Origin of the sequence: Dyadobacter sp. 676 (assembly GCF_040448675.1) — a bacterium.
In the GTDB taxonomy this organism is placed as follows: Bacteria; Bacteroidota; Bacteroidia; order Cytophagales; family Spirosomataceae; genus Dyadobacter.
This window is the reverse complement of record NZ_CP159289.1, coordinates 3,765,001-3,777,382: the sequence shown is the minus strand read 5'-3', so window position 1 is coordinate 3,777,382 and position 12,382 is coordinate 3,765,001. Positions and strand designations below refer to the sequence as shown.

The window sequence follows — 12,382 nt, the reverse complement described above, 5'->3', positions numbered from 1 at the left end:
CTCCATATGCGGGAAACGCGGTTTTATAACTATTCCACGACTTCCTGTACCGCATCGCTCTGATAAACCCTGTTTTTGAGTTTTTCGGCGAGCGTCGTAAATGCATTCAGCGTGTATTCCACATCTTCAAGGGTATGTGCAGCGGTAGGGATAATGCGCAGCATGATCTGGCCCTTCGGAACGACCGGGTAAACTACGATCGAGCAGAAAACCCCCATGTTCTCGCGCAGGTCGCGCACCATCCGGGTAACTTCGGGCACGCCGCCCTCGCTGTGCAGGAACACCGGCGTCACGGGCGATTCGGTTTCGCCGATATTGAAACCGCGGCTGCGAAGGCCATCCTGCATCGCTTTTACATTTTCCCAAAGCTTGGTACGTAGCTCCGGCATTTGCCTGATCATCTCGAGGCGTTTCCGGCAACCTTCCACATAAGGCATCGGAAGCGCCTTCGCGTAGGTTTGCGAACGCATGTTGTATTTGAGGAACATGATGATCTCGGGATCATCGGATGCGATGAATGCACCGATAGCCGCCATCGATTTGGCGAAAGTCGAGAAGTAGAGATCGATTTCCTTCTGAACGCCCAACAATTCACCTACACCCGCACCGGTTTCACCCATGGTTCCGAAACCATGCGCGTCGTCGACGAGCAGGCGGAAGTTGTATTTCTTTTTCAGCTCGGCAATGGCTTTCAGGTCGCCGACTTTACCCGACATGCCAAAAACGCCTTCGGTAATCACCAGCACGCCCCCGCCTTTTTCCTCGGCGAGTTTGGTAGCGCGGATCAGGTTCTTTTCCAGGCTGACCATGTCGTTGTGATTGAACTTGTAGTATTCCCCCAGCTTGGCTTTGTGCAGGCGGATTCCGTCGATAAGACAGGCGTGCGACTCGGCGTCGTAAACAATCACATCGCGGTGGTCGCAGAGACATTCGATCGCGGACATGACACCCTGGTAGCCATAATTAAGGAGAAATGCATCGGTTTTACCGACAAACTGCGCCAGTTCCTTTTCAAAAGTCTCATGCAGGACAGAGTTTCCTGACATCATCCTTGCGCCCATAGGGTACGCCAGGCCCCATTTAGCAGCGGCTTCGGCATCCGCCTTACGGACCTCCGGATGATTCGCCAAACCCAGATAGTTGTTGAGACTCCAGTTCAGCACTTCCCGTCCCATAAACCTCATGCGCGGCCCCAGCTCTCCTTCCAGCATCGGAAACGAAAAATAATGATGGCTGTTCAGCATTTTGGCCGGGTTTCCGATCGGGCCTGAATTGTTGCGCAATTTCTCGAAAATGTCCACTCTCTCTTATTTTATGTGGGTAACAGATGATTTAAATGTTAGATAAATGCAAAAATAAAAAATTTACATTTAACTTAAAAAAGACCGTTGTCATTGCAACTTATGGTAAGTTAGTAAAATAATGATAACAGTGCCTTTACTCTGCGCCCGTTATCCTGAACATCACCACCGATTTTTATGCCCCCAATCCGAAAAATTCTCATCGCCAATCGCGGCGAAATTGCCTTGCGAATCATGCGTACCGCACGGGAAATGAACATTGGCACCGTGGCAGTTTTCAGCGAAGCAGACCGCACGTCGCCCCATGTGCGTTATGCCGACGAAGCGGTGTATATCGGTCCGCCGCCTTCTTCCGAATCTTATTTAAATATCGATAAAATCCTGAAAATCTGCGAAGACCTGCACGTCGACGCGGTCCATCCGGGTTACGGATTCCTTTCCGAGAATGCGGCATTTGCCGAAAGGGTGCGGAAGGCAGGACTGATCTTCATCGGCCCATCGCCCGAATCGATCGAGATCATGGGCAGCAAGCTCGCCGCCAAACAGGCCGCGGCAAAATACGATATCCCGATGGTGCCCGGCACTGCGGACGCCATCGGTGACCGTGCGGAAGCCAAACGCATAGCCGCTGAAATCGGCTACCCGATTCTGATCAAGGCCAGCGCGGGCGGGGGCGGAAAGGGAATGCGCGTAGTGGAAAGCGCAGAAGAATTCGATGCGCAGATGGACCGGGCGGTAAGCGAAGCGCAGGCGGCATTCGGCGACGGATCGGTTTTTATCGAAAAATACATTACCTCGCCCAAACATGTCGAAATACAGGTTCTGGGCGATCACCATGGCAACATCATCCATCTTTTCGAGCGGGAATGCTCGATCCAGCGGCGGCATCAGAAGGTGGTCGAAGAGGCCCCGTCGATATCTGTTACCCCGGAAATCCGCGAGGAAATGGGGCGGTGCGCAGTCGATGTGGCACGCTCCTGCGGCTATTACGGTGCGGGGACTGTGGAATTCATCATGGACGCCAACCGAAACTTCTATTTTCTGGAAATGAATACCCGCCTGCAGGTGGAACATCCCGTAACGGAAATGATCACGGGTGTGGATCTCGTAAAAGAAATGATACAAATCGCCGAGGGAAAACCGCTGTCGATCAGGCAGGGAGATTTGAACATCCATGGGCATGCCATTGAAATCAGGGTTTACGCCGAAGATGCCTCGAATCATTTTTTGCCCGACATCGGAACCTTGCACACTTATGTGAAACCCGACGGTAACGGCGTGCGGGTGGACGACGGCTTCGAACAGGGCATGGAAATCCCGATCTACTACGATCCGATGATCGCGAAGCTCATTACCTACGGCGAAGACCGCCAAACGGCAATCCGGAAAATGATCCGGGCTATCGATGAATACCTGATTACGGGTGTCCAGACGACACTTCCGTTCTGCCGGTTCGTGATGCGGCACGAGGCATTCGTGAACGGTAGCTTCGACACCAATTTTGTAGCCACCCATTTTCACCCGGATTCGTTAAGTACAAATACCGATCATGAAGTGGCTGGCCTGGCAGCATTGATTTCGGCCTTTTTGAGCGACAGCTCTGCCGAAAGCAAACGCGTTCAGAATGAGGACGAGAGCATGCGTAAATCAAAATGGCGGAGCCGCCGCCTGGCTATGCGTTAAAACCGGGTGATTTATTGAAATTTTTTAAAAAAATTCCTACTTTTGCGGTCTTATTTTAGATAAGGGCTGATTATACAAATTTTCAGGCAATTTGAAACCGGCCGCAAGTATTCCCGCTACCAAAATTTCTTTGAATAGAGAATGCTTTCTGGTGAATAATTGCTATAATTCAGTTGCATTAAGTGCCGGAATCCGTCAGAAAAGCGGTATTTACCCTTTTTCTGATATTATCTACGACCAAAGAATTCACAGAATATCCAGCTATGAAGCTATCCGAATTTAAGTTTGATCTTCCCCAGAGTTTAATCGCACTTCATCCTTCCGACCGCGGAGAATCCCGCCTGATGGTCGTTCACCGCAAAACAGGAGAAATCGAACATAAAACATTCGCCGACGTAATCAATTACTTTGACGACGGCGATGTAATGGCGATCAACGATACAAAAGTATTTCCGGCCCGTTTGTATGGCCAGAAAGAAAAGACCGGCGCGAAGATTGAAGTATTCCTGCTACGGGAACTGAACCGTGAAATGCGCCTTTGGGATGTCCTGGTAGACCCCGCTCGTAAAATCCGCGTAGGTAACAAGCTCTATTTCGGCGATAGCGACCTGGTAGCCGAGGTAATCGACAATACCACTTCCCGCGGCCGCACCATCCGGTTCCTGTACGACGGCGATAACGATGCGTTCATGAAGCTGGTCGACGAGCTGGGCGAAACGCCGCTACCTCCCGAAATTATCTCGCGCCGCAAGGTCGAAAGCGCTGACCGGGAACGGTTCCAGACCATTTTTGCAGAGCATGTAGGTGCCGTAGCCGCCCCGACGGCCGGTATGCACTTTACGAAGGCGATCATGAAACGACTGGAAATTAAAGGGGTAAGCTTCGCGCCCATTACCCTGCACGTGGGGCTTGGCACATTCCGCACGGTGGATGTGGAAGATTTGACCAAACACAAAACCGACTCGGAAAACTACCGCATTACACAAAGCACTGCTGATATCGTCAACAAGGCGATCGATGCAAAAAAACGCATTTGTGCGGTCGGCACGACGTCGCTGCGGGCCATCGAATCGTCGGTATCCGCAAGCGGCCATCTGAAACCTGTCGAAGGCTGGACGGACAAGTTTGTGTTCCCTCCCTACGATTTTAAAATCGCGAATGCGTTGCTATCGAATTTCCAATTGCCCGAATCGATCCTTTTGATGGCCGCTTGTGCTTTCGGAGGGTTTGACCTGGTAATGAAAGCTTACGACGTCGCTATCAAGGAGAAATATAAATTTTTCACTTATGGCGACGCAATGCTGATCATTTAATATACAACCCGAAAATCCAATGGCCATTTATGATCAGAGACATTCGTCCTGAGCCGTAAATGGCCTTTTTGTTCTCAATCGATTCCATGCAAGAATATGTGATCATTGTGGCCGGCGGAAACGGAAGCCGGATGAAAAGCGACATTCCCAAGCAGTTTCTGCCCGTCAACGGCCTGCCGGTGCTCATGCATACCATCCGGGCGTTTGCCGGTTACTCGGAAAGTCTGCATATTATTGTAGTGCTGCCGTCGGAACAATTCGATTTTTGGGAAGAATTGTGTCAAAAACATGACTTCAAGATTGCCCATCAGCTGGTAGCAGGCGGAGCAACACGTTTCCATTCTGTCAAAAACGGGTTAAACAGTATTACCTGCATAAAAGAATGCCTGATTGCCGTTCACGACGGCGTGCGCCCGGTGATCTCCCGCGAAATCATCGCCGATAGCTTTGAAAAAGCCGCGCTGCACGGTGCGGCGGTGGTGAGTGTGCCCTTGAAGGATTCGATCCGGATTGTAGGCCAGAACGAAGGTAATAAAGCCATGGACCGCACGCTGTTCAGGCTCATCCAGACACCTCAGACATTCCGCTCTACCTGGATGCGCGCCGCATTCACCGCCGATTACCACGAATCGTTCACCGATTGCGCGAGCGTGCTTGAAGCCTGGGGTTACAACATCCGGCTGATCGACGGAGCCTATGAAAATATCAAGATCACTACGCCCGAAGATCTCCGCTGGGCTGAAATTTACCTTAAAGCCACTTCCTGAACCATTCAAACGCCTCTCGCTGCATATCTGCGTCGAATTTGTGCGGGCCATCGTAAAAACTGGCTTTGTATTTGTCGGAAGCACCCGCTTTTTTGAATACTTCGGTTAGAATGACGTCCGCATTCTTCATTTCCGGAAGCGTGTACAGTTCGTCCTGATTGTTGTTTAAAACCAGTGTAGGCAAGGGTGCTCTTAAACCCAGGATCTCAGGAAAATCGAGGTATTTGGGCAGCAGCGGCGTATAAGTCATCCAGGTGTGGTTGAATGATTTATTTAAGATCAGATCCTTCCAGGTAGTCATAAACCCGACACACACGGCACATTTAATGCGAGGATCGAGGCCGCCGAGGTAAACTGTCCGCAAGCCGCCTCCCGAAAGCCCGCCACAACCCAAACGATTTGCATCTACTTCTTTCCGGCTGGCCAGGATATCCAATGCAACCTGATCTTCGGTCAGAAACACGCCTGGCCATGTCGTACCTGCCGAAAAAAGCGATTTGGACATAACATGTTCATGCTCCGACGACCATTCGTTGTAGGCGCGGATATTGTCTTCCTTCTCGGGATCGGCATCCGATTTTCCTTCCGTGCTGACCGAGCCCCAATTCAGTCCTTTTGTGTCCCCATAATAGACCCTCCTGCTCCCGAATGCATAGGCATCGTGCACGAGCACCGCATAACCCAGTTTTGCGATCTCGTTCGCCCAGGCCCGCCCGCCGTAATCCGTTCGTTGGTGCTCCTTCAATATCGGATGCTGGTCGTCCGACGTTTTGACGATTTTTCTTAAGCCGAAATACTTCATCGCCGCGTGGTCATGAAGGCCCAGAATACCGGGTAACGGCTTGGTAACCCCGATCGGTTTGAGTAAAACTGCTTCGGTAGGGCGCCCGTAGGGCAACTGCCAGGCGAGCTCTTCTATTTCAAGGCCATCGTAAGTATACTTTTTTCGGACAGTAACTTCCGGCAACGGCGGCTTTGGTGGTGCCGAAACCAATTCGGCTGTTTTTTGAAGAGCCTCTTTTCGCCAGGTGTCGACATTACTCCATTTGGAATTACGAAATGAAAGAGGTGGCATGGACGGGAGTAACGAGGCCGCCCAGGGCCCATAAGCGCCAATCAGGCTTTTTTCTGATGCCATAGAAGGGATAGGATTGCTGTCTGCATTAAAAAACGGGGCGGCCGCGCCTATGGAAGCGCTACCGCTAACGAAAATGCGACAGTACCGGCCGTGTTTTTTAAAAATGTTCTTCTGGATAATTCCTCCGCATTGCGGTCTGCGTCGACGGTTTTCATAGCCTAAACTTTAACGAATATTTTCTGGCGGTAAAGAAAATAGAGGAACAACCAGACGAGCACGAAGCCACCCAGCGCATTGTAAACCTCGTGCCAATTTTCGGGGGCATGCTTGTAAATACCGCCGAAAAGCAGCCGGGACGACTCATTAAAGTCTATAAAGCGAACCGCCAGATAAATTACCAGCGAGTTTAAACCGATAACACGGAAAAAAAACGCCCATTTCCGGTAACCTTTCACGTCAATCAACCAGTAGAAGGTTGCCAGCATTACAAATGCCATTCCAGAGGTAAGCATGATAAAGGAACTCGACCAAAGGTGTTTATTGATCGGGAGAACCGCATTCCAGGCTAATCCCGCGACGATGCCCGCCAACCCGAAAATAAACAATTTACGGAGTTTCGGGCCGGCAGCGTCTTGTTCAAGCAGGAAATCCCCGGCGCCTGTACCGAAAATGGTCAGGCACAATGCCGGAAGCTGCGTAAGCAATGCCAACTCGTCGTAGGTACCTTGTTTCAATATACCGGGCATGAAATTCCGGTCGATCCAGCCTACCAGATTTCCCTCAAAAGAAAGATCTCCGGCACCGAATCCCGGCACAGGTACCAATATCAGCGTCAGATAATACATCACCAGGATACCCGCGGCTATGTACAACCGCCGGTTTGTACTAAATTTCATGTACAGCAACGCGGAAATGAATGTAGCAAGTCCGATGCGCCCGAGTACGCTTCCGTAGCGGATGTGCGCGGGGTCGAAAATATCCATCGGTGCATTTTTATCGAGAATACCCAGTGCGATCAGGATCAGCATTCTTTTAAAAACCTTGTTCCTGATCACCGTTTGCGAAACACCCTTCGCGAGGGCACCTGTGACGCTGAATGCCAGCGACGTTCCCGCCAGGAAGAGAAACAACGGGAAAATAAAATCATAGAAAGTAAAGCCATTCCACGCAGGGTGCTCAAACTGTGCGGCTACCGAATCAATCAGGGGAATGCCGGTTTTTCCGCCCAGCGTGGCAATGAACTGCCCCCCGCCGGCAATCATCAGCATATCGAATCCCCGCAGAGCATCGATCGACGCCAGCCGCCCGGGTACATGCCCCGCTTTTGCTTCCTTTTGAAATATTGCAGACGGTGCTTCCATAGGTTTAGGATAACTGTTTGAAATAGAAGTTACTCGACCACCGCTTTTACCCTAAAATGCAAAGATCATTTGGGCATTTCCACGCCACGCCCGCCGTCGACCGCCTCTTTGCCTGTCAGTAGTCCGGCCGATTCCCGGTCGAGAAAGAATGCGCAATGCGAATGCAACTGCAAAATACTTGCGGGGAAAATGTTGCTTACTTCGCTCTCCAAACTGTTTTTAACAGCGACCGCCTTTCGCTCGTCAGGCACCGAGCACACAATGTGTTGCGATTTCATGATTTGCCGCACCGACATACTGATTGCCTGCAACGGCACTTCGTCCAAAGACCCGAACCAGCCCTCGCCCATCTGCTGGCGACGGCAGGGCTCATCGAGATTCACGACCAGGTAAGGGGCTTCCGTATGGAAATCTGCCGGTGGATCATTAAACGCCAGATGTCCATTCTCGCCAATGCCTACCAATGCGACGTCAATGGGATGTTCGCTGATGTGTCCCGACAGATAGGTCAGCTCTTTATCGAGGTCGTTTTCCCCATTGATCAGATAAACCGCTTTTAATGGAGGAACTTGCGACAGGAACCGTTCCCGCAGATATTTCCGAAAGCTGGCCGGATGAGTTACGGGCAAACCGATATATTCGTCCAAATGAAACATCGTAACCTTCGACCAATCGATTTCCTTTTCGCTGACAAGTTGTTTCAGCGTTTCGAACTGGCTGGTACCTGTTGCAAGGACTACATTGGCATACCCCTGCCGCCGGATTGTATCTTTAATGATGCCCGCCGCATAGGCACCTGCACATTGCCCCAGTTCTTCCTTTGTCTCCGAAATAGTGATTTTCATATTTTTATGATTTTACTTCAGTATTGCCGCCCTCCTTCAATGCGATGTCGACAGGCTTGTTCTTCTTCCACGACCCGTTTGTAAAGTCAGGAATATCGATCGAATTGGATCTGTTGGCAACCGACCATTCACTCAAAGGTGCTATTACGCTCCACGACGCAGCGTCATATACGTCCTGATCCAGCGGTAACCCGTTGCGGAGGCAGTCAATCAGCCGCCAGTCCATCAGAAAGTCCATTCCTCCGTGCCCTCCCACTTTTTTGGCCAGCTCTCCCACTTTTTTGACGATTTCGGGTTGATACTTCTGTTCAAGCGCTTTGAATTCGTCAGGCTTGATCCATTCATGGCCATGCGAAATCCTGCCCGAAGTCCCGTCCTCGGGCAAAGGATATTTTTGTGCCGCACCTTTGGTACCGCTGATGAGATGCAGACGCGAATAGGGGCGGGGAGAGGATACATCATGCTGCAACATGATTGTTTTTCCCTTATTTGTTTTAATGGTCGTGGTGTTCATATTACCACGATAAGACTGGCCCGCGAATTTCTTAAAATCGGGATCTTTTGCCGCCAGTTCGTTCGCTCTGGCTTGCAGCATGAAATCGTTGCTGGCGACCGATGTCAGAAAATCCATTTTATCGCCGCGGTTAATATCCAGGACCTGCGCTACGGGGCCTAATCCATGAGTAGGATACAAATTTCCGTTACGCTGGTTTTCTTTCAGTCGCCAGAGGTCGAAACGTTTGTCCTTTTCAAACAGTGATTCAAAAATGTCGTGGATATAAGCACCTTCCACATGGACTATTTCGCCAAAATAGCCCTGCCGGGCCATATTTAATGTTAACAGTTCAAAAAAATCATAGCAGCAGTTTTCAAGCATCATGCAATGCTTTTTGTTGCGTTCGGAAGTTTCCACCAGCTTCCAGCAATCTTCTACGGTTGTCGCGGCGGGGATTTCGGTTGCTACATGTTTGCCGTGCTCCATCGCATACAATGCCATTGGCGTGTGCAGGCTCCATGGCGTGCAAATGTAAATCAGGTCGATATCGTCCCGCTTGCAGAGCTTCTTCCAGGCATCGGGCGAGCCGGAATATGCGTCAGGGGTATGTCCGGCGTCAGTCAGGAACTTTTTGGCCTTATTGGCCTTCTCGGGAACTATGTCGGCCACACCTTTCACTTGAACGCTGGCCAGGTGTACGATGCGCTTGATAGCCCCGCCGCCGCGGTTACCCATGCCGATATATCCCATACGCACAACATCCATTTTGGGAGCGGCGTAACCGCTCATATTAAAGAGCTGCTTCCGGTCACGCACGAGCGCATTCGCCGGCGATGCGATTACACCTGAGCCGGCACCAGCCATTCCTAATGAGCCCAGGCTGGCTATTTTCAAAAAATCCCGCTTTTTCATTTGCTCTGATTTGGTATAAATCCAAAAAAACATTTGCAATCGTACAATTTTACAATGTTTTATAGCGGCATTCCAGATATTTGCTTTAAATAGTAGCGAGAACGTTATCGAAACCGGAATTTCATTCCAATGCTGCGAGTAGCCTGAATTTCATGACGAAAAGAGTAACGACGATTAAGGATATCGCCAAAGCGCTTGGCATCTCGGTGGCTACCGTTTCGCGGGCGCTGAGAGATACCTACGATGTAAGCGCTGAGACAAGGCAGCTCGTCCTCGATACGGCCTCGAAAATGAATTACCGTCCTAATTTTAATGCGACCGGACTGGTCAAAAGCGGTACACATAAAATAGCGGTGATTATACCGGCGATCACAAACTACTATTTTTCGACCGTAATCACAGGTATTCAGGAATATGCTTTGGAGCAAAACTATCAGGTAATGCTCTATCTGACCAACGACGCAGCTTACTGGGAAACCAAAGTCGTGCGGGAGTTGTCTTTGAGCAGTGTGGACGGCCTGCTTGCCTGCATTACCTGTGAAACTACCGATTTAAGCCATTTTGAAGAGCTCATCGAAGCCGATATGCCGCTGGTCTTCTTCGACCGCGTGCCGGAATCTGTTAAAACCTCTGTTGTAGTGCAGGACGATTACACGGGTGCGTGTACCGCCACCGAACATCTTATTTCACAAGGATATACGCGGATTGCCCATCTTGCCGGTCCCCCCGGCCTGAATCTCACGCAACAGCGCATGCAGGGTTATCTGGACACCTTAAAGAAGCATAGTCTTGAATCTTTCGGAATTATCCATTCGGGGTTCAGCGATGAGAACGGTCGCCATGATATGAATGTCTTATTTTCGGGCGCGGAGACGCCCGATGCCATCTTCTCTGTCAACGACCGAAAGGCAATTGGAGCTATTCTCTGGCTCAGGGAACATAATATCGAAGTCGGCAAGGAGGTTGGTGTCATCGGCTTCACTAATGATCCGGCTTCCAGGATCATCTCGCCATCGCTATCCACTATCGCAGAGCCTGCTTATGAGATCGGGCGCAAAAGCTGCGAAGTATTGATAAAACATATTCAAAAGCAGAATTACCCAGTCCAGGCAATTTCCTTACCCACTGAGTTAATCGTAAGGGAATCTACAATGAGAGGTTCTTAGCCCGCATCCGAGCAGGGAGGCGCAAGCCTATCACACGAAAAAGCCTTCCCAAGATGAATGGCTTGTTAGCTACGAGGACCTCGCACTCCGCTTAGACAAGGCCGGTAAACGCCAAAAGTATCCATTTTGAGCAAGCTTTTATATGGGGAGAAGAATTTGGCGGCCAGGCCGGACGCTCCGGCTTACGTTCTGTATTGGGGAGGGTCTGAGGTAATCAAATGCATACAATGCAAAAAGCCTCACTTCTGTGAGGCTTTTGTAAATAATTGTGGCGACTACCTACTTTACCAGGTTTGAACCAAGTATCATCGGCGGTACGGGGCTTAACTTCTCTGTTCGGGATGGGAAGAGGTGAACACCCGGCCAATAGTCACCAACAAGCTCTTTGAGTATTTCAATGATTGAATGATCGAATTTTGAATGATTGAATAAAAGATATTCACTGATTCAGACATTCAACATTGAATTTCATGTCATATTGGAAGTAGAAGAGATGAAGATAAAGATTAAATGTGCAAGCTGTTGGGTAATTAGTACTGCTCAGCTGAGTGTATTTCGACACGTATACCTGCAGCCTATCAACGTCGTAGTCTACAACGACCCTTATGTGGAAGATTCATCTTCGGGCTAGTTTCGCACTTAGATGCTTTCAGCGCTTATCTATTCCCCACATAGCTACCCGGCCATGCTACTGGCGTAACAACCGGCTCACCAGCGGTGGGTCCAACCCGGTCCTCTCGTACTAAGGTCAGCCCCCGTCAATCTTCCTACGCCCACCACAGATAGGGACCGAACTGTCTCACGACGTTCTGAACCCAGCTCGCGTGCCACTTTAATCGGCGAACAGCCGAACCCTTGGGACCTTCTCCAGCCCCAGGATGTGACGAGCCGACATCGAGGTGCCAAACCTCCCCGTCGATGTGAGCTCTTGGGGGAGATCAGCCTGTTATCCCCGGCGTACCTTTTATCCTTTGAGCGATGGCCCTTCCATACAGAACCACCGGATCACTATACCCTGGTTTCCCACCTGCTCGACCCGTCGGTCTCGCAGTCAAGCCGGCTTGTACTATTGCACTCCACGCACGGTTACCAAGCGTGCTGAGCCGACCTTTGGAAGCCTCCGTTACACTTTTGGAGGCGACCACCCCAGTCAAACTACCCACCATGCACGGTCCTGCTCATTGAGCAGTTAGATCCCAGGCCAGCGAAGGGTGGTATTTCAACGTTGGCTCCTGAACGCCTGGCGACGCCCACTCACAGCCTCCCACCTATCCTACACATCCCTGACCCGAAAACAATGCAAAGCTATAGTAAAGGTGCACGGGGTCTTTCCGTCCCGTGGCGGGTAAGCGGCATCTTCACCGCTACTACAATTTCACCGAGCTCACGGCCGAGACAGTGCCCAGATCGTTACACCATTCGTGCAGGTCGGAACTTACCCGACAAGGAATTTCGCTACC

At 50.5% G+C, this 12,382-nt stretch carries 9 protein-coding genes and 2 rRNA genes (1 of these 11 cut by a window edge); 4 read left to right on the top strand and 7 right to left on the bottom strand.

The features are described from left to right. Nucleotides 1–29 precede the first annotated feature (29 nt). A complete protein-coding gene (locus ABV298_RS17000; protein ID WP_353717387.1) occupies nt 30–1,301 on the bottom strand; it encodes an aminotransferase class I/II-fold pyridoxal phosphate-dependent enzyme in 1,272 nt (423 codons plus the stop codon). Nucleotides 1,302–1,478: 177 nt separating this feature from the next. On the opposite strand from ABV298_RS17000, the gene ABV298_RS16995 reads away from it, so the two are divergent. The 3 genes from ABV298_RS16995 to ABV298_RS16985 all read left to right on the top strand — a co-directional run bounded on the left by ABV298_RS16995 (nt 1,479) and on the right by ABV298_RS16985 (nt 5,064). Continuing rightward, nucleotides 1,479–2,984 carry an acetyl-CoA carboxylase biotin carboxylase subunit gene (locus ABV298_RS16995; RefSeq protein WP_353717386.1) on the top strand — a complete coding sequence of 502 codons (1,506 nt, stop codon included), beginning with the start codon at nt 1,479–1,481 and terminating at the stop codon, nt 2,982–2,984. Between the two features lie 263 nt (nt 2,985–3,247). Then, entirely contained in the window at nt 3,248–4,297 is a 1,050-nt protein-coding gene (gene queA, locus ABV298_RS16990; RefSeq protein WP_353717385.1) for a tRNA preQ1(34) S-adenosylmethionine ribosyltransferase-isomerase QueA, read from the top strand. Between the two features lie 86 nt (nt 4,298–4,383). Beyond that, nucleotides 4,384–5,064 carry a 2-C-methyl-D-erythritol 4-phosphate cytidylyltransferase gene (locus ABV298_RS16985; protein WP_353717384.1) on the top strand — a complete coding sequence of 227 codons (681 nt, stop codon included), beginning with the start codon at nt 4,384–4,386 and terminating at the stop codon, nt 5,062–5,064. Here ABV298_RS16985 and ABV298_RS16980 read toward each other — a convergent pair. From ABV298_RS16980 to ABV298_RS16965, 4 genes are all read right to left on the bottom strand, one after another. Beyond that, nucleotides 5,048–6,202, bottom strand: a complete 1,155-nt coding sequence (locus ABV298_RS16980; protein WP_353717383.1) for a hypothetical protein — start codon at nt 6,200–6,202, stop codon at nt 5,048–5,050. The two genes, ABV298_RS16985 and ABV298_RS16980, sit on opposite strands and share 17 nt — an antisense overlap. Before the next feature lie 158 nt (nt 6,203–6,360). Beyond that, complete coding sequence (locus ABV298_RS16975) at nt 6,361–7,503, bottom strand: DUF5009 domain-containing protein (RefSeq protein WP_353717382.1); 1,143 nt, start codon at nt 7,501–7,503, stop codon at nt 6,361–6,363. 65 nt (nt 7,504–7,568) lie between these two features. Next, entirely contained in the window at nt 7,569–8,348 is a 780-nt protein-coding gene (locus ABV298_RS16970; protein ID WP_353717381.1) for a glucosamine-6-phosphate deaminase, read from the bottom strand. 4 nt (nt 8,349–8,352) lie between these two features. Further along, a complete protein-coding gene (locus ABV298_RS16965) occupies nt 8,353–9,756 on the bottom strand; it encodes a Gfo/Idh/MocA family oxidoreductase (RefSeq protein WP_353717380.1) in 1,404 nt (467 codons plus the stop codon). Nucleotides 9,757–9,908: 152 nt separating this feature from the next. Between ABV298_RS16965 and ABV298_RS16960 the strand changes: the two genes are divergently transcribed. After that, nucleotides 9,909–10,922 (top strand): LacI family DNA-binding transcriptional regulator, encoded by a 1,014-nt coding sequence (locus ABV298_RS16960; RefSeq protein ID WP_353717379.1) that lies wholly within the window; start codon nt 9,909–9,911, stop codon nt 10,920–10,922. Between the two features lie 266 nt (nt 10,923–11,188). Here ABV298_RS16960 and rrf read toward each other — a convergent pair. Both rrf and ABV298_RS16950 read right to left on the bottom strand, forming a co-directional pair. Beyond that, nucleotides 11,189–11,300: ribosomal RNA gene (gene rrf / locus ABV298_RS16955) — 5S ribosomal RNA — on the bottom strand. Between the two features lie 132 nt (nt 11,301–11,432). Beyond that, nucleotides 11,433–12,382: ribosomal RNA gene (locus ABV298_RS16950) — 23S ribosomal RNA — on the bottom strand (it continues 1,864 nt past the right edge of the window).